22 protein-coding genes and 1 pseudogene are annotated in these 20,549 nt (G+C 71.4%); 13 read left to right on the top strand and 10 right to left on the bottom strand.

Annotation, left to right across the window (positions count from 1 at the left end; genetic code table 11):
- Positions 1–145 precede the first annotated feature (145 nt).
- Entirely contained in the window at positions 146–637 is a 492-nt protein-coding gene (locus tag FB471_RS15595; protein ID WP_141999071.1) for a hypothetical protein, read from the top strand.
- Here the strand turns inward: FB471_RS15595 and purU are convergent.
- The 8 genes and pseudogenes from purU to FB471_RS15555 all read right to left on the bottom strand — a co-directional run bounded on the left by purU (position 634) and on the right by FB471_RS15555 (position 6,208).
- Positions 634–1,485, bottom strand: a complete 852-nt coding sequence (gene purU, locus FB471_RS15590) for a formyltetrahydrofolate deformylase (protein ID WP_211358042.1) — start codon at positions 1,483–1,485, stop codon at positions 634–636. The two genes, FB471_RS15595 and purU, sit on opposite strands and share 4 nt — an antisense overlap.
- A gap of 49 nt (positions 1,486–1,534) precedes the next feature.
- Positions 1,535–2,188 (bottom strand): maleylpyruvate isomerase family mycothiol-dependent enzyme, encoded by a 654-nt coding sequence (locus FB471_RS15585; protein WP_246076425.1) that lies wholly within the window; start codon positions 2,186–2,188, stop codon positions 1,535–1,537.
- On the bottom strand, positions 2,091–2,876 hold the full coding sequence (locus FB471_RS15580; RefSeq protein ID WP_246076424.1) for a DedA family protein: 786 nt from the start codon (positions 2,874–2,876) through the stop codon (positions 2,091–2,093). The genes FB471_RS15585 and FB471_RS15580 overlap by 98 nt, the downstream gene beginning before the upstream one ends.
- Positions 2,869–3,597, bottom strand: coding sequence for a lysophospholipid acyltransferase family protein (locus FB471_RS15575; protein ID WP_141999068.1), 729 nt, complete (start codon positions 3,595–3,597; stop codon positions 2,869–2,871). Before FB471_RS15575 ends, FB471_RS15580 begins: the two co-directional genes overlap by 8 nt.
- Positions 3,598–3,674: 77 nt before the next feature.
- Positions 3,675–4,421 carry a GNAT family N-acetyltransferase gene (locus FB471_RS15570; RefSeq protein WP_211358041.1) on the bottom strand — a complete coding sequence of 249 codons (747 nt, stop codon included), beginning with the start codon at positions 4,419–4,421 and terminating at the stop codon, positions 3,675–3,677.
- Positions 4,422–4,485: 64 nt separating this feature from the next.
- Entirely contained in the window at positions 4,486–4,803 is a 318-nt protein-coding gene (locus FB471_RS15565; protein WP_141999066.1) for an ArsR/SmtB family transcription factor, read from the bottom strand.
- A 112-nt stretch (positions 4,804–4,915) separates the two neighbouring features.
- A pseudogene (locus FB471_RS15560) lies at positions 4,916–5,723 on the bottom strand (class I SAM-dependent methyltransferase).
- Positions 5,702–6,208, bottom strand: a complete 507-nt coding sequence (locus FB471_RS15555; protein ID WP_141999064.1) for a DUF2505 domain-containing protein — start codon at positions 6,206–6,208, stop codon at positions 5,702–5,704. Before FB471_RS15555 ends, FB471_RS15560 begins: the two are co-directional and overlap by 22 nt.
- A gap of 51 nt (positions 6,209–6,259) precedes the next feature.
- On the opposite strand from FB471_RS15555, the gene FB471_RS15550 reads away from it, so the two are divergent.
- Entirely contained in the window at positions 6,260–7,336 is a 1,077-nt protein-coding gene (locus FB471_RS15550) for a UDP-N-acetylmuramate dehydrogenase (RefSeq protein ID WP_281287399.1), read from the top strand.
- Positions 7,337–7,422: 86 nt separating this feature from the next.
- Here FB471_RS15550 and FB471_RS15545 read toward each other — a convergent pair whose 3' ends face one another.
- Positions 7,423–8,154 carry an SDR family oxidoreductase gene (locus tag FB471_RS15545; protein ID WP_141999060.1) on the bottom strand — a complete coding sequence of 244 codons (732 nt, stop codon included), beginning with the start codon at positions 8,152–8,154 and terminating at the stop codon, positions 7,423–7,425.
- A gap of 46 nt (positions 8,155–8,200) precedes the next feature.
- Here FB471_RS15545 and FB471_RS15540 point away from each other — a divergent pair, with 46 nt between their 5' ends.
- The 6 genes from FB471_RS15540 (at position 8,201) to FB471_RS15515 (ending at position 14,217) form a co-directional block, all read left to right on the top strand.
- Complete coding sequence (locus FB471_RS15540; RefSeq protein WP_425457064.1) at positions 8,201–9,361, top strand: L,D-transpeptidase; 1,161 nt, start codon at positions 8,201–8,203, stop codon at positions 9,359–9,361.
- A 7-nt stretch (positions 9,362–9,368) separates the two neighbouring features.
- A complete protein-coding gene (locus FB471_RS15535) occupies positions 9,369–10,199 on the top strand; it encodes an alpha/beta fold hydrolase (protein ID WP_141999058.1) in 831 nt (276 codons plus the stop codon).
- A gap of 18 nt (positions 10,200–10,217) precedes the next feature.
- Positions 10,218–11,522, top strand: a complete 1,305-nt coding sequence (gene mshA, locus FB471_RS15530) for a D-inositol-3-phosphate glycosyltransferase (protein ID WP_170220818.1) — start codon at positions 10,218–10,220, stop codon at positions 11,520–11,522.
- A complete protein-coding gene (locus FB471_RS15525) occupies positions 11,519–12,028 on the top strand; it encodes a type III secretion system chaperone family protein (protein ID WP_141999056.1) in 510 nt (169 codons plus the stop codon). Before mshA ends, FB471_RS15525 begins: the two co-directional genes overlap by 4 nt.
- A 75-nt stretch (positions 12,029–12,103) precedes the next feature.
- A complete protein-coding gene (locus tag FB471_RS15520) occupies positions 12,104–12,997 on the top strand; it encodes a DUF4349 domain-containing protein (protein WP_246076422.1) in 894 nt (297 codons plus the stop codon).
- 470 nt (positions 12,998–13,467) lie between these two features.
- Positions 13,468–14,217 (top strand): phosphoglyceromutase, encoded by a 750-nt coding sequence (locus FB471_RS15515; RefSeq protein ID WP_141999054.1) that lies wholly within the window; start codon positions 13,468–13,470, stop codon positions 14,215–14,217.
- Between the two features lie 395 nt (positions 14,218–14,612).
- Here the strand turns inward: FB471_RS15515 and FB471_RS15510 are convergent, their stop codons facing one another.
- Positions 14,613–14,873 carry a hypothetical protein gene (locus FB471_RS15510; protein WP_141999052.1) on the bottom strand — a complete coding sequence of 87 codons (261 nt, stop codon included), beginning with the start codon at positions 14,871–14,873 and terminating at the stop codon, positions 14,613–14,615.
- Positions 14,874–15,178: 305 nt separating this feature from the next.
- Between FB471_RS15510 and FB471_RS15505 the strand changes: the two genes are divergently transcribed.
- From FB471_RS15505 to FB471_RS15480, 5 genes are read left to right on the top strand one after another with little or no spacing between them, the layout of a single operon-like run.
- A complete protein-coding gene (locus FB471_RS15505; RefSeq protein ID WP_211358040.1) occupies positions 15,179–16,405 on the top strand; it encodes a sensor histidine kinase in 1,227 nt (408 codons plus the stop codon).
- 15 nt (positions 16,406–16,420) lie between these two features.
- Positions 16,421–17,113, top strand: a complete 693-nt coding sequence (locus tag FB471_RS15500) for a response regulator transcription factor (protein ID WP_141999049.1) — start codon at positions 16,421–16,423, stop codon at positions 17,111–17,113.
- Positions 17,114–17,150: 37 nt separating this feature from the next.
- Positions 17,151–18,149 (top strand): Ppx/GppA family phosphatase, encoded by a 999-nt coding sequence (locus FB471_RS15495; protein WP_141999047.1) that lies wholly within the window; start codon positions 17,151–17,153, stop codon positions 18,147–18,149.
- Positions 18,146–19,687 carry a hypothetical protein gene (locus FB471_RS34125; RefSeq protein ID WP_170220817.1) on the top strand — a complete coding sequence of 514 codons (1,542 nt, stop codon included), beginning with the start codon at positions 18,146–18,148 and terminating at the stop codon, positions 19,685–19,687. The genes FB471_RS15495 and FB471_RS34125 overlap by 4 nt, the downstream gene beginning before the upstream one ends.
- A 5-nt stretch (positions 19,688–19,692) precedes the next feature.
- Positions 19,693–20,496 carry a sugar phosphate isomerase/epimerase family protein gene (locus tag FB471_RS15480; RefSeq protein WP_141999040.1) on the top strand — a complete coding sequence of 268 codons (804 nt, stop codon included), beginning with the start codon at positions 19,693–19,695 and terminating at the stop codon, positions 20,494–20,496.
- Positions 20,497–20,549 lie beyond the last annotated feature (53 nt).

Below are 20,549 nucleotides of genomic sequence, written 5' to 3'. Positions count from 1 at the left end.
GTACGGATCTTTGACTTTGCCATCGAGCAGCGGATAATTTCCATCAATACAGTGCTGTATGGATGGAGGGGGTCGATCGTGCGACCACCGGGGACCGTACGTACCGCGGACGTAGCCAGTTCCACCGCACATCTCAGGAGTACCGATGGTTGATTCCACTTCCACCGCCCAGGTCACGGACCGGGTGCACGACATCGCGGTCCCCGCGGCCACCAGGGCGTTCAGCACGCTCAGCCGGATCGACTACGAGAACGCGTTGCTGGCCGAGGTCGCCTCGGCCGGGGAGCGGCCCGCCGAGCAGTGGGCCCGGGCCATCATCGAGGGTGCGCCGGCCGAGATGCGCGAGATGCTCGCGCAGGGATGGGCGGAACTCGGCATGGAGCTGGGCGGCGACGCCGACCGGAGCGTGCTCGGCTGGTCGCTGCGGCAGGCCGAACCGGACCTCGCCGTGCTCGGCGCCACCTCCGGCCTCGGGTTCCGGGTCGAGATGCTGGTCGAACGTCGGCCGCATGCGGTGCTCTTCGGCAGCTTCGTCCAGTTCGACAACGAGGAGGCACGCGCCCTGTGGGCGACGAAGGAGCACCAGCACGCACCGGGCATGCGCGCGCTCCTCGAAGGGGCCGTCACCCGCGGCTAGAAGACCACGGTTCGGTTGCCGTGCACCAGCACGCGCCGCTCGAGATGCCAGCGCAGGCCCCTTGCCAGGGTGACCTTCTCGATGTCCCGGCCCTTGCGCACCATGTCCGACACCGAGTCGCCGTGGCCTACCCGGATCACGTCCTGCTCGATGATCGGCCCGGCGTCCAGGTCCGCGGTGACGTAGTGGCAGGTCGCACCGACCAGTTTCACCCCGCGGGCATGCGCCTGGTGGTACGGCCGGGCGCCGACGAACGAGGGCAGGAAGCTGTGGTGGATGTTCAGCGCCCGGCCCGCCCAGGCCGTGCACAGCTCCGGCGGCAGGATCCGCATGAACCTGGCCAGCACCACGGCATGCGGGTCGTGCTCGTCCACCAGTTCGCGGATCCGGCGGAACGCGGCCGCCCCGCCCTCGGCGTCCCCGCGGGGGAACGGCACGTGGTGGAACGGGATCCCATGTGCCCTGGTGATGTCGCCGAGCGCCGGATGGTTGCCGATCACCGCGGGCAGTTCGATGTCCAGCTCACCGGAGGCGACCCGGCCGAGCAGGTCGTACAGGCAGTGCCCCTCCCTGGACACCAGTAGCACCACCCGGCTGCGCTCCCCGGTGTCGTCCACCTGCCAGTCGGTGTCGCTGCCCAGCGACCTGGCCACCCCGGCGAAGCGCGCGCGGAGCTCATCCACCTCGAACGGCAGCGAGTCGGCCCGCACCTCCTGCCGGGTGAAGAACCAGCCGGTGTCCGGGTCGGTGTGGTAAGCAGCCTCGACGATCCAGCCGCCGGCCTCGGCGAGGAAGGAGGAGATCCGCGCGATGATCCCCGTCCGGTCCGGGCAGCCGAAAGTGATCACGTAGCGACGCTGCGAACCCAACACGGTCAGCCATCCTGCCTTGTGCCGGTCAGGGCGCTCGCAACGGCTCCAGCAGCGCGGCGTTCCCGGACATGACCGCGCGGCTCGGCCGGCCCCAGACCGCCCGGTACACCGAGTCCGCGGTGCCCGCGATGGTGGCTCCCGCCTCGAACCCGGCCGGCACCGCGGCCCCGGCCCGCACCTCCGGCGCCGCGCCCGGCTCCAGCCGCACGGTCCACACCCGGCCCGCGTCGGCGGCGTGTACCAGCACCTCGCCCGCGACCTCGCCGCTGTTCCAGCCGTCCGGCCTGCTCGGCAGCAGCCAGGCCAGTAACTCGTCGATCCCGTCCGCGGCGAACTCCGGGTCGAAACTCACCGCGTTCGCCCGTGGACCGAGCGCGAGCTCCGCGTCCACCCGGTGGATGGCCGCCTCGTGCGCCTGCCGGCGAGCCCAGGATGCCGTGGTCGGCGGGAACAACCGGAACGGCATCCAGGCGGGTGCCTCCGGCCCGGCCGCGAACCCCTCGAACAGGCCGGCTCGCTGCTCGGCCCACCAGTCCAGCAGGTCCGCCCACCCCTCGGGCGGGGTGCCGGCCGCCGCCCGCTCACCGCTCGGGTCGGCCATCGTCGCACGTACCCAGGAATGCACCCTGGCGATGTGCCGGACCAGCTTGCTCACCGTCCACCCCGGGCAGCTCGGCACCGGGGCGTCCGGGCCCGCCGCCGTCGCCGCGCTCAGCAGGCCGGTCGAATGGATCTCGGTCGCGTGCACGAAGTCGGAGTACCGCACGCCGTGAGCGTATCCGCCGAACGGCCTCGATGGTGGCGACCGTCAGCAAGCCGAGCGCGAACGCCAGCAGCAGGCCCTTCGCGGGCTGCTCGGTGAAGTTCGCCCCGCCGATGTAGCCGATCAGCACGCTGTAACCGGCCCAGATGGAGGTCCCCGCGGCGTCCAGCGCGGCGAACCGGCCCGCGGGGAAGCGCATGCTGCCGGTGGCCAGCGCGGAGGCGACGCGGCCGCCAGGCAGGTACCGGCCCGCGACGATCAGTGCGGTGGCGTGCCGCTCCACCTTGGCGCGCGCCCACAGGTACTGTTCCCTGCCGCGCTCGCCCTGCTGCAACCGGCGTAACGCGACCGGGCCCGCGCCCCTGCCGATCCAGTAGCCGAGGTAGTCGCCGGCGAGCGCGCCGCCCGCGGCGACCACCGCGAGCAGCGCCAACTTGCCGAGGTCCGGCCCGATCAGCACGGCGACCGTGATCACGGTGGTCTCGCTCGGCATGAACGGCAGCAGCGCGTCCAGGCCGGCGACCAGGAACACCACCACCCACAGCCAGGGTGAACCGAGCGTGCCCTGCAACACCTCGGTGAGCCGGTGCAGCAGGTCAAGCATGGACCGGACCGCCGAGATGCGAGCCGGCGAGCTCGGTTGATCCGGCCGCGCGGATCAGCCGCTGGGTCGTGGCGGCGAGCGTGCGGCGGTCACCCTCGGCGGCCAGCACCTCGTGTGCCCGCAGCCGCAGGGTCAGCTCGCCCGCCGTCAGCACCCTGCCCAGGGAGGCGGCCAGGGTGTCGTCGCCGACGAAGGCGCTGATCGTGCTCGGCTCGTCCCCCTGGAAGTAGTCGATCGTCAGCGGGCGGATCGGTGCGCCCGCGTCCAGCGCGGCCTGGAAGGGCGCGCGCCGGAAGTCCCCTCCGGGCAGCGAGCACCAGGTGGTCCCCTCCGGGAACACCATCACCGAACGCCCGGAGCGCAAGGTCTCCGCCAGCTCGGCCACGCTGGCAGGCAACTCGCGCAGGGCGTGCCGGTCCACGAAGCAGGTGCCCAGCCGGGCGGCCAGCGAGCCGATCACCGGCCACCTCCGTACCTCGCGTTTCGCCACGAAGGACAGCGGCTCGATGGCCAGCAGGGCCACGATGTCCAGCCAGGAGATGTGGTTGGCCACGATCAGCGTCCCCGGACCGCCGGGCACGCTCAGCCGGTCGGCGCTGCTGTCCACCCGCACGTCCAGCGCGGTCAACACCCGCTGAGCGTGCCGCTCGACCTGCCGGCCACCGAGCACCGACGGGGCGTGGCCCAGCAGCGCCGAGGCGGCCGCACCCGCACGTTTCATAGTGGTCATCCTCGCCGCTCTGGGTTGAGCGTGGGTGACACAACGGGGTGTACATGGTGAGTACACCCGGTAGGCGTTCACTGTTCGTCCCCCAGGAAGTAATGCATATAGCGCTGGTCGGCGCGGTCGAGTTGCAGCAAGGTGAAGAAGTCGGCGACGTTGAACTCCGGGTCGTGCGCGGGCGGGCCGCAGACCCAGGCGCCAAGGCGGAGGTATCCGCGAAACAACGGCGGTAGCTCCGCGTAGCTCGGGCGCCGTTCCCGCGTGGGTACCTGCTCCGGGGTCCACGGATGCAGCGGGCGCACCCGCAGGTGCTGCGGGCTGGCGTGCTTCCGCTCGGCGAGCCGCCATGCGTTCGCCGCGATCGCCCCGCCGTCGTGCAGCGGGACCGAGGCGGCCCCGGCGAGATAGCGATGCCCGGACAGCAGGACGTACCGGCCGAGCGCCGACCACATCTGGGTGATCACCGCGCCGGTGCGGTGCTCCGGATGTACGCAGGAGCGCCCGGTTTCCACGATGGTGTCCCGGATGTCCCCGAGTGCGGTCAGATCGAACTCGCTGTCCGAGTACAGCCGCGCGCGGCGGCCGGGAGGCAGCAGGCGGTAGGTGCCGACGATCTCCTCGGTGTCCGTCCGCCGCACGATCAGGTGATCGCAAGCCTCGTCGTACTCGTCCACGTCCAGCCCGTCGACGAGGGAGTTGAGTGTGGCGCCGAACTCACCCGCGAAAACGCGGTAGCGCAAGCGTTGCGCCTCCCGGACCTGCTCCGGCGTTTCGGCGATCGAAGCCGTGTACTGGATCGTCCGGTCAGTAGTCGACGACAATGAGTGCCTCCGTTCATCGGGACCGTGTCCCGTGTCCTCCCCGCGGCTGTTGCATCCGGCCAGCTCATCGGTGATCCCCCAACGTGGTGGCAGCCCGCATGACGGTGTGTGGTGTGAGCTGGACGGCAAACTGCGTCGCCCGGTAGTACTTCATGGTCTTTCCGTCCCCCGCGGTTTCCAGCACGCCGACGACCAGCCCGGCCGCTTCCAGGCGATGCAGGTGCACATAGAGAAGCGGACGGCTGATGCCGAGCTCGCGGGCCAGCCTGCTGACGTACTGCCTGCCGCGGGTGAGTATGCCGACGATACGCAGCCGTTGCGGATTGGCCAGCGCGGTGAGGACGCGCAGTAGCTCGTCACCTCGAGGGGTCTCCTCGTTCATCGGGGGTCATTCTTTCACCTGTAAACAGATGCTGACAGGTGAAAAAATCCGAGACCAGCAACTTTCGCCAATATCAGGGACATGTCCGGGGTGCCCCTGATCGTGACGTCGGTCAACGTGGGGCGACCGAGGCCCAGGGCACGGTCAGCTCGCCGAGCCGCCAGCGGTCCCGCCTGCCTTGTACCGGCCAACCCCGTTCGGTGAGCAGGCGTACGGTCTCCGTCCACCGTGCCACGGGCCGAACGGTGCCGCCGCCCGCCAGCATGAATCCAAAGTGGACATAAAAAGGTGAATGCGTTCCCCCGGGATGTTGCGATGAATCAACACTTTCGGTAGTCGCGTAGCCACAGTGGAGGGAAGTTCGAGGCTGGGGACGCGGCAGGAAAGGGTGAGTGTGCACGGTCCGCTGTGGTCGATCGTCACCCACGAGCAGAGCCTGCCGAGCTCGTCGCAGGTGCCGTCGACCAGCAGGCCGCCGGGCCGGATCCGTTCCAGCATGGCCCGCCAGGAACTCGCCACCGCGGCCTCCTCGTACTGGCGCAGCACGTTGAACGCGCGCACCAGAACCGGCCGGGCTCCAGCAAGCTCGAACCCGCCGCGCCGGAAGTCCAGCCACGGCAGTTCGGCCGAGGGTCGGGCGGCAGCCACCCGCTCCGGGTCCAGCTCCAGGCCGAGTACCGCACCCGGGGCACCGCCGCCCGCAGCCGCCGGGCCAGCTCGACCGTGGTCACCGGGGAGACGCCGTAGCCGAGGTCCACGACCAGTGGGTCCGTCGCGGCTCGCAGCCTGCCGGTCACCCCGGAGCCAGCGGTCAGCCAGCGGTCGACCCTGCGTAGCCGGTTCGGGTTGGTGGTCCCCCTGGTGGGCGCGCCGAGCGGTGGCTGCCGTCCCGCGGGCCCTAGCTGTCCCGCCCGAGCCACGACGCGGTGAACTCGGCCTCCCGCTCGAGCAGCGCGGTGACCTGCTCGGCGATGGCGCCCTCCAACTTGCCGCCGACCAGCGGGATCCGCACCGTCACCTCGCCGGTGGCGCGCAGCACGGCCCCCGCGCCCCCCGCCCGCAGCTCGGTGCGGGCGGTGATCCGGCCGGGCACACCGTCCACGGAGGCCGTCGCGGTTCCGGTGTAGACCTCGCCATCGCCGGTGTGCTGCCAGCGTTGCTCGCGGTGCACGATCAGGTCGCCCCGGTGCAGTGAACGGACCGCCTGCGGCAGCCGGTCCGCCGAAATACCTTGTACCAGGGTGAATCGCACCCCGTCCGCGGTCGCCTCGTGCTCGGCGAGCCGGGCCTGATGACCGCCGATCCGTTCGAGCCTGGCCCGCAGGGCGGCGGCATCGGACTGCGCGCGGTACACCTCGTCGACGCTGTGCGGGAACTCCGCGCGGTGCTCAATGCGGGATGCCATGAGCACTGTTCGTTGAAGGCTTCACAGGGCAGGACAGTACCGTTCGGTGTTGTGAGCGCTGTCGGAACGGGCACTGAAATGACCTTGGCGAGCTACACCACACTGCGGCTCGGTGGGCCGGCAGGCCGGTTTCTCGTCGCCGGTACGGACGGGGAGCTGGTGGACCGGGTGCGAGCCGCCGACGCGGCGGGCGAGCCGCTGCTGCTGCTCGGCGGCGGCTCGAACCTGGTCGTGGCGGACGCCGGGTTCGAAGGGACGGTGCTGCGGATCGGTACCGGCGGCTGGGAACGGGACAAACAGGACGGTCCCGAGGTCGAGGTGGAGGCGGCGGCCGGGGAGCAGTGGGACGCGTTCGTCGCGGCCACCGTCGAGCACGGCCTCGGCGGGCTGGAGTGTCTTTCCGGGATCCCCGGGCTGGTCGGCGCCACCCCGATCCAGAATGTCGGCGCCTACGGGTGTGAGGTCGGTGACTTGATCGTGTCGGTGCGGCTGTACGACCGCCGCACCGGTGAGGTCCGCACGCTCACCGCGAGCGAACTGGGCTTCGCCTACCGCACGAGCGTGCTCAAGGGCACCGATCGCGGGGTCGTGCTCGGCGTGCGGTTCCGCCTGCGTGCCGACGGGCTGTCCCAGGAGATCCGCTACGCCGAGCTGGCGCGGACCCTCGGCGTGCGAACCGGTGCGCGGGTGCCGGCCGAACAGGCGCGCGCGGCCGTGCTGGGCCTGCGGCGGGGCAAGGGCATGGTGCTGGAGGCCGCGGATCACGACACCTGGAGCGCGGGCTCGTTCTTCACCAACCCGATCGTCGCCGAGTCCGCGCTACCCGGGGTGCTGGCCAGGATCGCGGAGGTGGTCGGGGCGGATGCCGCGGTGCCGCGCTACCCCGCCCCCGCCGGGGTCAAGCTGTCCGCGGCCTGGCTGATCGAGCGGGCCGGTTTCGGCAAGGGCCACCCCGGGCCCGGTGGCCGGGTGGCGCTGTCCGGCAAGCACACCCTCGCACTGACCAACCGGGGTGGCGCCAGCACCGCGGACCTGCTGGCGCTGGCCCGCGAGGTCCGCGCGGGGGTGCACACCGCCTTCGGCGTCACCCTGCACCCCGAACCCCTCCTCATCAACTGCGCCCTGTGAATGCCCTGAACGTGGCGTTGACGACGCTCGGCGTCGCGAACGGCACTTTTGGGACGTTCAGCGTCCCGAAAGCCACGTTCAGGGCATTACTCGCGGTGGAAACGGGAGCCGTTGTACTGGGCGCGGGGTTTGAGCACGATCTCGTCCAGGTTGACGTGCGCGGGCCTGGTCGCCGCGAACGCGATGACCTCCGCCACATCGTCCGGGGTCAACGGGTCCAGCCCCTGGTAGACCTTCTCGGCCCGCTCGGCGTCGCCCTCGAACCGGTTGAGCGAGAAGTCGGTCTCCACCATGCCCGGGATGATCTCGGTGAACCGCACCGGCTGCCCGAGGTGCTCCGAGCGCAACGTCCGGTGCAGCGCGGACTGCGCGTGCTTGGCCGAGGTGTAGCCGGAGCCGTTGTCGTAGACCTCGTGTCCCGCGATGGATGTCACAGTCAGCACATGCCCGTCGCCGGACTCGATCAACTTCGGCAGCAGGGCCTTGGTCATCCGCAACGTGCCGAGCACGTTGGTTTCCCACATCCAGCGCCAGTTCTGCTCGTTCGCGGCCTCGACCCGCTCGAGGCCGCGCGCCCCACCGGCGTTGTTCACCAGCACATGGCACTCCGGAACCCGCTCGGCGAACGACGCAACCGATTCCTGGTCGGTCACGTCCAGGAGATGAGCGGTTCCGGACAGCTCGTCCGCCAGTGCGGAGACGCGGTCGAGGCGCCGGGCGCCGAGGACCACACCGAAGCCGGCCTGGGCCAACGCCCGCGCGGTCGACGCGCCGATCCCCGCGCTGGCGCCGGTGATGACTGCGATTCGCTTGCTCATGGCGCCATGCTGCCAGGTAACGTCGGATCGTTCGGGTGAAGGGAGGATGACGGTGTACGAACGGCGGAAAGTGTTCAAGATCGCCCTGGCGGCCGGCGGTGCGGTCGGGCTGGTCGCGTGTTCCGGCGAGGAGGTGTCGGGCTCCGGGGCGCCCGACGCGCAGCCGCCGAAGGCCGAGATCACGGCCGAGCCCGCGGTGGACGCCGCCGAGGTGTCGGTCACGGCGCCGGTCACCGTCACGGTCGCCGAAGGATCCTTCACCGAGGTCACGCTCACCAACTCCGAAGGCGGGGAGGTGCGGGGTGAGCTGAACGCCGAGAAGAACACCTGGACCAGTGCGGAGTCCCTCGGGTACGGCCAGACCTACACCTACGCGGCCAAGGCGACCGGAACCGACGGCAAACCGGTCGAGTTCACCGGCAGCTTCGGCACCCTGCAGCCGGCCGCCGTGATCCGCGCCACGCTGAACCCGATCGACAACGCCGAGGTGGGTGTCGGCATGCCGATCAGCGTGAAGTTCGACGCCGCGGTCTCCGACCGGGCCGCCGCGCAACGGGCGCTCACCGTGGAGACCTCGAAGGAGGTGGAGGGCTCCTGGGCCTGGCTGTCCGACCGGCAGGTCGACTGGCGCCCCAGGGAGTACTGGCCCGCCAACACCGAGGTGAACGTCACGGCGAAGCTCTACGGGGTGCACTACGGCGGCGGGAACTACGGCAAGGCCGACGTGACCACGAAGTTCACCATCGGCCGCAACCAGGTGGTCAAGATCCACACTCCGGACCATGTGATGCGCGTCTACCGGGACGGCGCCGAACACGCCAGCTACCCGTGCAGCAACGGCAAGGACGCCGACCCGAACCTGAACACCCCGAACGGCACCGTGATCGTGATGACCAGGGAGCCGACCTCGATCTTCGACAACGAGCGCTACGGCTACACCGACGTGAAGAAGAAGTGGTGCTGCCGGATCTCCAACCACGGCGAGTACATCCACGAGAACGAGGAGAACCGGGCCAACATCGGGAAGAAGAACACCTCGCACGGCTGCGTGAACCTGTTCGAGAAGGACGCGAAGGCGTACTTCGACTCCGCGCTCATCGGCGACCCGGTGGAGGTCACCGGGGCGAAGGCCGACTTCCCGACCACCTCAGCGGTGATGGACTGGCTACTGGACTGGGAGACCTGGAAGTCGAAGTCGGCCCTGTGAGTGCCCGGTGAACACGGATGTCGTCGGGTCGGGTGGGGTCCGGCTGGGGATACGGGTCGCCGGCGCGGGCAACGCGCGCCCCATCGTGTTGCTGCACGGCTGGGCGCAGTCCTCGCTCGCCTGGTCGCATCAGCTCGCCGCCCCCGAGCTCACCGCGGACTTCCGGCTGGTCGCGCCGGACCTGCGCGGGCACGGCGTCTCCGCGGCGCCGGTGGAGGGTTACGACCTGTCGCGGGTCTGGGCGGAGGACCTCGCCTCGGTGCTGGAGTTCGCCGGCGCGCCCGCGGTGGTGGTCGGCTGGTCCTATGGCGGGCTGGTGATCACCGACTACCTCCGGACCTACGGGACGGCCGGGATCGCCGGGCTGGTCCTGGCCGGGGCGATCACCGAGATCGGCAAGGACCGGCCGGGCGGCCGGACCGGTCCCGCCATGCGCGCGGCCCTGCCCGCGGCGCTGGACGAGGATCCCGAGGTGGCGGTGCCCGCGCTGGCCGGGCTGTGCGGCGGGATGGCGGCAAGGGAGATCCCCGGCGCGCTGGCCCAGGCGCTGCTCGGGTCCTCGCTGCTGGTGCCGCCCGCGGTGCGCGGGGCGCTGTTCCGGCGCCGGGTGGACAGCGCCGAGGTGCTGGCCGCGGTGGACGTGCCCACCCTGGTCGTGCACGGCGCCGAGGACGCGGTGGTGGACCCGAGCGCGGGCGCGTACGCGGCGGGGAAGATTCCGGGGGCCGATCAACGTTGGTTGCAGGGTGTAGGCCATCTGCCGTTCGTCGAAGCGGCGGAGGAGTTCAACGCGACGCTGCTGCACTTCGCCGGACAGCGGCTGGCACCAGCGCCCTGACCAGGGGAGATCACGTACATGATGCCGTCCCACCCACCGGTGCCACCGCTGCGCCGGGTGGCGGTCCTTTCCGTGCACACCTCACCGCTGGAACAGCCTGGAACCGGTGATGCCGGCGGGATGAACGTCTACATCGGGCAAACCGCGATCGAGATGGCCCGGAGCGGGGTCAGCGTCGAGATCTTCACCAGGGCGACCTCATCCGACCAGCCGCCGGTGGCCGAGCTGGCGCCCGGCGTGCTGGTCCGGCACATCCCGGCCGGCCCGTTCGAGCCGCTGAGCCGCGCCGAGTTGCCGGCCCAGCTGTGCGCGTTCACCTCCGGGGTGCTGCGCACCGAGGCCTTCCACGAGCCCGGCTACTACGACGTGATCCACTCGCATTACTGGCTGTCCGGTCAGGTCGGCTGGCTGGCGCGGGATCGGTGGGGCGTACCGCTGGTGCACACCGCGCACACGCTGGCCAAGGTGAAGAACGCCGCGCTCGCCGATGGCGACAGCCCGGAACCGAGGACCAGGGTGATCGGCGAGGAACAGGTGGTCACCGAGGCCGACCGGCTGGTGGCCAACACCCCGGTGGAGGCGCGGGAGCTGGTCGCCCTGTACGACGCCGACCCGCACGCGGTGCGCACCGTGTCCCCCGGGGTGGACCTGGACCGGTTCTCCCCCGGCTCGACCGCGATGGCCAGGGCCTCGCTCGGGCTGCCGGGGGACGCGGTGGTGCTGGCCTTCGCCGGGCGGCTCCAGCCGCTGAAGGCACCCGATGTCCTGCTGCACGCGGCCGCACGGCTGCTGCGGGACCGGCCCGAGCTGGCCGAACGGCTGGTGGTGCTGGTGGTCGGCGGGCCGTCGGGCTCCGGCCTCGAGCAGCCGCATGCCCTGCGGGAGCTGGCGAGGTCCCTCGGCATCGAGCGGCAGACCCGGTTCCTGCCCCCGCAACCCGGCCGGGCACTGGCCGAGGTCTTCCGTGCCGCCGATGTGGTCGCCGTGCCCAGCTACAACGAGTCCTTCGGGCTGGTAGCACTCGAGGCGCAGGCGTGCGGCACCCCGGTGGTGGCCGCGGAGGTCGGCGGCCTACCGGTGGCGGTCTCGCACGGGGTCTCCGGGCTGCTGGTGCCGGGCCACCGGGCCGAGGACTGGGCACGCGCCCTCGGCAGCGTGGCCCTGCGGCCGGAACGGCGCGCCGAGCTCGCGGCGAACGCGGTGCGACATGCCGCCCGGTTCTCCTGGCGGCGTACCACCGAGACCTTGCTGGGCACCTACGCCGACGCGGCAGTAGCGTTCCGGGATGCCCGTGCGCTCGCGTTGCAGGAGGTGGCGGTATGACGGCTGAGCAGTCGCGGCTGGCGCGCACCGACGAACTGATCCGGTCCACCGTGGCGGAGTCGGGGCTGGCCCACGAGCGGCACGGCGAGGGGAAGTACTTCGTCACGTTGCCCGGCAGCAAGAAGCTGCAGACCAACTGCTGGCTGGTCGCCGGGGAGCACGCGCTGGTGGTGGAGGCGTTCGTCTGCCGCAGGCCGGACGAGGCGCACGAGCGGGTCTACCGCTTCCTGTTGCAACGCAACGCCAAGCTGTACGGGGTGTGCTACACGCTCGACTCGGTCGGCGACATCTACCTGGTCGGCAGGCACGACCTGGACACCATCTCCAGCGGTGAGCTGGACCGGATCCTCGGCCAGGTGCTCGAGGCCGCGGACGGCGACTTCAACACCCTGCTCGAGCTCGGCTTCGCCGGTTCGATCCAGCGCGAGTGGGACTGGCGGGTCTCGCGCGGCGAGTCGCTGGCCAACCTGCGGGCCTTCAAGCACCTCGTCGGGCCGGACAGCTAGTGCCCGTGTCGAGCCGGGTGCAACCGCGGCGGCGTGCCGCTCCGTCTGTTCCTCGCCATGACTGGAGGGAGCGGGATGCGAGCGAGAGCGAAGCCGTCGGCGATGATGCTGGTGGTACTGGGGATGACGGTGGGGCTGCTGTCCGGCTGCACCGGGGAGCGGGACGCGGCCGCGCCGCACCGGGCGTCCGCGGGAGCCGGGGACGCCCGTGCGGAGTCCGGGAACGCGGCCGACGCCCCCGCGGCGCAAGGGGGCGAGGGTGACCGGGGCGGTGGCGCGACGGTGCGGATCGACGGTGCGGACCGCAAGCTGGCCCGCACCGCGCGGCTGGAGCTGACCGCCGCGGACGTGTCCGCCACGGTCCGCAGGGCGCGGCAGGTCGCCACCGGCGCGGGCGGCTACACCGGGCAGGAACGGGTGGACGGGCACTCCGCCTCGGTCGAGGTGGTGGTGCCGAGCGACCAGCTCGATGCGGTGCTCGGTGAGCTGACCTCGCTGGGCGAGGTGGTGCGCAGGCAGCAGCGCACCGAGGACGTGACCGAGCAGGTCGTGGACGTGGAGTCCCGGCTGGCTTCGCAGCGGGCCAGCGTGCAGCGGGTGCGCGCCCTGCTGGAGCGGGCGAGCTCGATCAGTGAGATCACCTCGGTGGAGAGCGAGCTGACCGAGCGGCAGTCGGAGCTGGAGTCGCTGCAGGCCAGGCAGGAGGCGCTGGCCGGGAGGGTCGCCACCGCCACCGTGTCGCTGAGTGTCAGCCGGTCCGCGGTCGCCGCGGAACAGGATGAGGACGGCGTGCTCGGTGGCCTCGCCGCAGGCTGGCGCGCGTTCACCGGGTTCCTCGGGGACGCGCTCACCGTGCTGGCCGCCGCCTTGCCGTTCCTTGCCTTCTTCGGCCTGCCCGCGGCCGCCGGGGCGTGGCAGTTGTTTCGGCGTAGGCGCCGGCGGGTAGTCGGCGAACCGGTGCCGGAGTGACCCGGGACGTGAGGGAGCGGAGCGGCTCGAGGGAGGGGGGAGTCGCGAAACTCGAGCCGCCCCGCTTACGTTCCCGCCGCGATGGACCCGGTGACGAGGGGGATGCCAACGGGGCCGGCGGGTCGCAGCTCGGCAGGGGGGAGACGAGCTGCGCCTCGGTCCGCCCGGCTGGGGAGTGCGTGGTTTCCAGTCGAGCGGGACAGATGCCAACTTGGCAGAACCGGGTCTGTAATCACAAGATTACTCGCTACTCCATTCGAGTGAACTTTCGTGATTGGGTTAACGGTATGCAACTAACGTGACGCGATTGAAATCTTGTTGGCGCTTCGTGAACCCGGTTGTAGGTGTTCACCACGGTCACCCAGGCCACTGTCGGTAGAGGTATTTTCGCCGGTAGTGGCCTTGCCGATCGGCTGTACCTCGCCGCGACCCCCCGCCATGCGGCGCTCGCGCTCTGGCAAGCTGGACGCATGGCCGAGCTAGGGACCCTGGTGCTGTTGCGGCACGGGCAAAGCACGTGGAACGCGGAGAACCTGTTCACCGGCTGGGTCGACGTCCCGCTCTCCGAGCAGGGTGAGGTCGAGGCGCGGCGCGGCGGCGAGCTGCTCGCCGAGACCGGGCTGCTGCCGGACGTGGTGCACACCTCGCTGCTGCGCAGGGCGATCGCCACCGCGAACATCGCGCTGGACGTCGCCGACCGGCACTGGATCGAGGTGCGCAGGGACTGGCGGCTGAACGAGCGGCACTACGGCGCCCTGCAGGGCAAGGACAAGAAGCGGACCCTCGAGGAGTTCGGCGAGGAGCAGTTCATGCTCTGGCGCCGTTCCTACGACACCCCGCCGCCGCCGATCGAGCGGGGTAGCGAGTTCAGCCAGGACGCCGACCCCCGGTACGCGGACCTCGGTGACGCCGCCCCGCTGACCGAGTGCCTGAAGGACGTGGTGGCGCGGCTGCTGCCGTACTGGGAGTCCACCGTCGTGCCCGACCTGCGGGCCGGGCGGACGGTGCTGCTGGCCGCGCACGGGAACTCGCTACGTGCCCTGGTCAAGCACCTGGACGGGATCTCCGACGAGGAGATCGCCGGCCTGAACATCCCGACCGGCATCCCGCTGCGCTACGACCTCACCGAGGACCTGAACCCGGTCACCCCCGGTGGCACCTACCTCGACCCGGCTGCGGCCACCGAGGCGGCCGCCGCCGTAGCGGCCCAGGGGCGTTGACCCGCAGGTCAACCCGCGTGTTTGCCGCCCACGCGCGCGTGTTTGCCATGCACGCGCGCGAGTTTGCCGTTCCGGTGCACCGCCCACTCGTTTGCCGCAGCGGGTTGGCTACCCGGCGTTGTCGAGCTACCCTCATGGGGACTTCTGGAACGCCGTCGCCCCGAGGAGGTGGAGCCATGTTCACGATCCGGAACCTGTGCCGCCCCTCGGTCGTCGCATCCGGGTAGCCCATCCGGAGTCGACGTCGTTCGCATTCTCTCGGCGGTAGCCCCGCTCGTCCTGAGCCCCCGCCGGTAACCGGCTTTTCCGCATCCCACCAGGCGTGTGCAGTACCGGCTCGATGAGCCGGCCCGGTGGGTCGTGGGCGCGCCCGCAACGCGCCCACGACCCACCCCTTACGCGGAGCCGGCGCGGCGCCCTGCCGAGCTGGACCGGAGGGGCGGCGGGTGCGCACTCACCTGCCGCGCCCGCAGTACCAGCACCGCGACCGCCGCCGGCAACAGCAGCAGCGGGTACACCAGCACGATCAGCCGCAGCGCGCGCCCCGTGCCATCCATCGCGCGGTCCAGCGGCCGCAACATGCCCTGCCGCACCGTCTCCGGCTCGCCTGCCGGGTCCGGACGGCGAGCCTCGCCCGCGCTGGTCGACTCGGTCATCACCGCGCCCCAAACCTGTTGTTATCAAGATGTTATCGTACCGAGTTCCATTTGTTCCATAGGTCGGGAAGATCTGGTGACGCAGCTCGTTCGGCAACCGGACCAGCGTCCTCGGGCGAGTGAAGTAAGGCGATTCGATCGGATGAACCAGGGTCACCGGATGACGGCGCCGGGCGCGCCAGAGCGACAACGAAGTAAACGGCTCCTGACGGAGCGGCGAATATATCGCCCGTAGGTGTCACGGCCATCACGAGAACGCTGCCAGGACTAGGCCAAAGGGCTACCACGATGCTTACGATTCCCCTGTGACCGTGCCTGCAACGCTCGCTCTGGCCACCGGCGCGTTGGTGGTCGGCGCGGTCATTGGCTTCCTGGCCGCCAGGGTGCGCCGTGCCGGCCCGCAGGGCAGGGGTCCCTCCGGGCCCACCGTGGCCGAACTGCTCGAACGGCAGGTGCGTTCCTCCAACAACGGGGTCGTCGTGCTGAACCGCTTCGGCGACCTGGTGCTGCACAACCCGCGGGCCGAGGCGCTCGGGATGATCCGCAACAACCAGGCCGACGCTCGCGCCCGTAAGGCGGCCGAGCAGGTGGTGGACACCGCCGAGCCGGTGGAGATCGACCTGTCCCCGCTGGAGGTGCGGGGTCGCCAGCCGGAAGCCGTGCTCGGCGAGGTCCGCCCGCTCGGCGACGGGTTCACCGTGGTCGAGGCGGTGGACCACTCCGAGGCGGTGCGGCTGGAGGCCACCCGGCGCGATTTCGTGGCCAACGTCAGTCACGAGCTCAAGACCCCGGTCGGCGCGATCGCCCTGCTCACCGAGGCCGTGCTGGACGCGGCCGAGGACACCGAGGAGGTCCGCCGGTTCGGCGGCAAGATCCTGCGCGAGTCCACCCGGCTGGGCAAGCTGGTGACCGAACTCATCGCCCTTTCCCGGTTGCAGGGCGCCGAGCGGCTGCCCGACCTGAACGTGGTCGAGGTCGACGCCGTGGTGCGGGAGGCGCTCGGCAGGGTCAAGATCTCCGCGGAGTCCGCCGAGATCACCGTGGCCACCGATACCGACAGTGACCTGCTCATCGAGGGCGATCGCACCCTGCTGGTCACCGCGCTGTCCAACCTGCTGGAGAACGCGGTGGCCTACTCCCCGCAGGGCAGCCCGGTCTCGATCAGCAGGCGGCTGGTGGACGGGTACGTGGAGATCGCGGTCACCGACCGCGGGATCGGGATCGCCGAGGACGAGCAGCAGCGCGTCTTCGAGCGCTTCTACCGGGTGGACAAGGCCCGCTCGCGGGTGACCGGCGGTACCGGGCTGGGCCTTGCCATCGTCAAACACGTCGCGGCCAACCACGGCGGCGAGGTGCGGTTGTGGAGCATGCCGGGCACCGGCTCCACCTTCACCCTGCGGATCCCGGCCCACCGCGGCGCCGAGAACGGCAGCAGGCAAACGTCCCTCGAGCGGCAGAACCGCCGGGTGGCGGCCGGATCGGAGAGTGCCGATTCCGACCCCCTGACGGGGGCTCACCCCCGCCGTCTGTGAATTTGGAGGAACACTGTGACGAGGGTGCTCATCGTCGAGGACGAGGAGTCGTTCGCCGACCCGCTCGCCTTCTTGCTCCGCAAGGAGGGCTTCACCGCGGCCGTGGCCGCCACCGGGCAGGAGGCGCTGGAGGAGTTCGACCGCAACGGCGCCGACATCGTGCTGCTCGACCTGATGCTGCCCGGGATGAGCGGCACCGACGTGTGCAAGCAGTTGCGCCAGCGGGCGGCCGTCCCGGTGATCATGGTGACCGCCCGGGACAGTGAGATCGACAAGGTGGTCGGCCTCGAGCTGGGCGCCGACGACTACGTGACCAAGCCGTACTCGGCCCGCGAGCTGATCGCCAGGGTGCGCGCGGTGCTGCGCCGCGGCGGGGAGCCGGGCAGCGAGGGTGCCGAGCTGGCGCCGCTGGTGCTGGCCGCGGGCCCGGTGCGGATGGACGTGGAACGGCACGTGGTCACCGTGGACGGCGGCGAGGTCTCCCTGCCGCTGAAGGAGTTCGACCTGCTCGAGTACCTGCTACGCAACGTGGGCAGGGTGCTCACTCGCGGCCAGCTGATCGACCGGGTGTGGGGCGCGGACTACGTCGGTGACACCAAGACCCTGGACGTGCACGTCAAACGGTTGCGCTCGAAGATCGAGCCGGATCCGGGATCTCCCCGCCACCTGGTGACCGTCCGTGGTCTCGGTTACAAGTTCGAGACCTGAGTAGGCCGCCATGCGGGGCCGGGTACCGTACCGCCTCGTGCGCCTAGGGGTACTCGATGTCGGATCGAACACCGTCCACCTGCTCGTGGTGGACGCACACCGTGGTGCGCATCCGACGCCGATGCATTCCGAGAAGACCGTCCTGCGCCTCGCCGAGCAGATCACGGCCGGCGGCGAGCTGAGCAAGCGCGGTGCGGACGAGCTGGTGCGCGCGGTCGAGTCGGCACGAGCCGCGGCCGTGCGCCTCGGCTGCGAGGACGTGCTCGCCTTCGCCACCTCGGCGGTGCGCGAGGCGCGGAACGTGACAGCCGTCCTGCGCAAGGTCGCCGAGGAGACCGGGGTCGAGCTACAGGTCCTCTCCGGCGAGGACGAGGCGCGCCTGACCTTCCTCGCCGTGCGCCGCTGGTACGGCTGGTCCGCGGGTCAGCTGCTGGTGCTGGACATCGGCGGCGGCTCGCTGGAGATCGCCATCGGGATGGACGAGGCTCCCGAGCTGGCGGCCTCGCTCCCGCTGGGCGCGGGCCGGATCACCAGGACCAGGTTCGCGCACGACCCGCCGCGCCGGTCGGAACTGGTGGACACCACGGCGTGGCTGGACGACCAGCTCGGCGAGCTGGCCAGGAAGCTGACCCGGCACGGGGCACCGGATCGGGCGGTGGCCACCTCGAAGACCTTCCGCTCGCTGGCCAGGCTGACCGGCGCCGCGCCGTCCTCTGCGGGCCCGCGGGTGCCGCGCACCCTCACCGACACGGCCCTGCGCCAGCTGATCTCGTTTATCTCCCGGATGTCCTCGGCCGACCTCGCGGAGCTGGAGGGGGTCAGCTCCAGCAGGGCGCACCAGCTCGTCGCGGGTGCGCTGGTGGCGCAGGCCACGATGCGAGCCTTGTCGCTCTCGGAGTTGGAGATCTGCCCCTGGGCGCTGCGGGAAGGCGTGATCCTGCGGCGGCTGGACCATTCCAACGGCACGGACCAGACTGTTCCGCACGGTGGCGCGCTGGACGTGGATGACAAGCAACGGGCACGGTGGAAGGGATGACGCGAGAAAGCGGAGGCGAGCAGCCACAGAAGACCGTGGCTGAGCTCCTCGCCCAACACGGCGGTCAGGTCGGTGGCGAGCCGCGCCGCCGCCGTCGCCGTGCCGCCGATGACGAGGCCGAAGAGCAGCCCGGCATCGGCGACACCGCACCGCAGGCGATCATCGACAGAATCCAGGCGGAGGGCCAGCCCCCGCCAGCGCGCCGCGACGCACCGCGGCAACCGGAACCGGACGGCCGCCCGCCTGCGCGACCTCAGCCGGAGCCCGGTCGCCCGCCGCAGCAGGACTCCGGCGCCATGCCGCGCCCCCCGCGCCAGGAGCCGGGCCCGCCGCCGCGCCCGCCACAGCAGGACCCCGCCGCCACGCCGCGGCCCGCCCCGCAGGATTCGGGCCCGCCGCCGCGCCCGCCGCAGCAGGACTCCGGCCCGCGACCGCGCCCCCCGCAGCAGGACTCGGGGCCGATGCCGCGCCCGCCGCAGCAGGACTCGGGCGCACTGCCCCGCCCCCCGCAGCAGCACTCCGGCGCGATGCCCCGCCCGCCGTTGCCGCACCGCGGCCGGAACCCTGCGCAGCAGCCGCCGCCCGCGGCCCAGCAGGAACCACCGGCAAGGGCCCCGGCGCGTGCCCAGCCACCCCCGCCGCCCCCCGGTTCCCTCGCCGCGCGCCTGGACGGGCTGGACGAGGCCGAGCCGGAGGCACCGGAACAGCAGCCGCCACCACCGGGTCGGATGGCCACCGGCGGTTACCCGGTGCCACCCGGCGCGCCCCCGCGCGGCCGCAGGCCGATGCGGCGCGCGGCGCCGCAGCCGGAACCGGAGTCGCACACCGAACAGTTCCCCGCCGTGGGGAACGCGGCGCCGGGGCTGAACGGGTCTGCCGTGGCCGAGCCGGAGCCGGACGAGCCGCCGGCCGGACTCGCCGGCTGGCGGGAGCGCAGGCGCAGGACGCAGCTGGACGACACCGAGGTCGGGGCGATGCCCGCCGTCGCGCCCGCGGAAGCGGCCCCGGCCGACGACCAGGACGCCGGTCCACCCACCCAGGGCTTCGTGCCGGCGGACGACCCGCTGGACGACTCCGGGGTGGACGCGTACTCGCCCGCCGGCCTGGACGCCTTCGGTGACCCGCTGGACGATCCGCTGCGCGAGGCGGACCTGCACCCGGACGAGTACGACTACGCCGAGGACGAGCCGCTCGAACCGGCTGTCGACGGCGCGGGCGAGGACGACTTCGCCGAGGTCGAGGAACTGGCCGAAGCCGAGGAGGACGAGGACGCCTCACCGGCAAGGCAGTGGCTCGCGCTGGCGGGACAGCTCACCCTCGGGGTGGCCGGCGGCGCCGGGGTCTGGCTCGGCTTCAACTGGCTGTGGACCCGGCTCCCGGCCGCGGCGCTGGTCGCCGCGCTGGTGGTGACCGTCGGTCTGGTGCTGATCGTGCGCAAGGTCCGCCGGGCGGAGGACCTGCAGACCACGGTGCTGGCACTGCTGGTCGGGCTGGTGGTCACCGTCTCGCCCGCCGCGCTCCTGCTGGTCTCGAGATAGGTGCGATGACCGAACCGCACTCGATTCCGGTCGGGTTGTCCACCGCCTCGGTGTGGCCGCAACGGGCCGGCACCGGGTTCGAGCTCGCCGCGGAACTCGGCTACGACGGCGTCGAGGTGATGGTCTGGGTCGACCAGGTCAGCCAGGACGTGCGGGCGTTGCGGCGCTGGTCGGCCGATACCGGGATGCCGGTGCTCTCGATGCATTCCCCCTCGTTGCTGATCACCCAGCGGGTGTGGTCGCCGGACCCGGAGATCCGGTTGCGCCGCACCGTCGACGCCGCACTCGAGCTCGGCGCCGGCACGGTGGTGGTGCACCCGCCGTTTCGCTGGCAGCGTCGCTACGCCGAGTCCTTCGCCGACCTGGTCGCCGAACTGGAGGAGACCAGTGGGGTCGCGGTGGCGGTGGAGAACATGTTCAAGGTCCGCCCACCCGGTGGCGGCCGGCACAGCAGGGTGTCCGCCTTCCGGCCTTCGATCGACCCCACCGATGTCGGCTACCGCCACTACACCCTCGATCTCTCGCACACCGCCGCCGCCCGGATGGACCCGCTGGCGCTGGCCGAACGGATGGGCTCCGGGCTCACCCACGTGCACCTTGCCGACGGCACCGGACTGCCCAAGGACGAGCATCTGGTTCCCGGCCACGGCAACCAGCCCTGCGCCGAGCTGCTGGAGAAGCTCACCACCGGCGGTTTCACCGGGCAGGTCGTGCTCGAGGTGAACACCCGCAGGGCGGGCCAGCAGGCGCGGCGGGCAGGCGACCTCGCCGAGGCACTGCTGTTCGCGCGGCTGCACCTCGGGCAGTGAGCGCGGGTGACGGCAATCGACCGGTTCGGCGCGGTGCCGGTCAGCAGGTGACA

It is taken from the genome of Amycolatopsis cihanbeyliensis (assembly GCF_006715045.1).
In the GTDB taxonomy this organism is placed as follows: Bacteria; Actinomycetota; Actinomycetes; order Mycobacteriales; family Pseudonocardiaceae; genus Amycolatopsis; species Amycolatopsis cihanbeyliensis.
The sequence above is the reverse complement of the archived record's forward strand: the minus strand, read 5'-3'. Positions and strand labels throughout refer to the sequence as shown.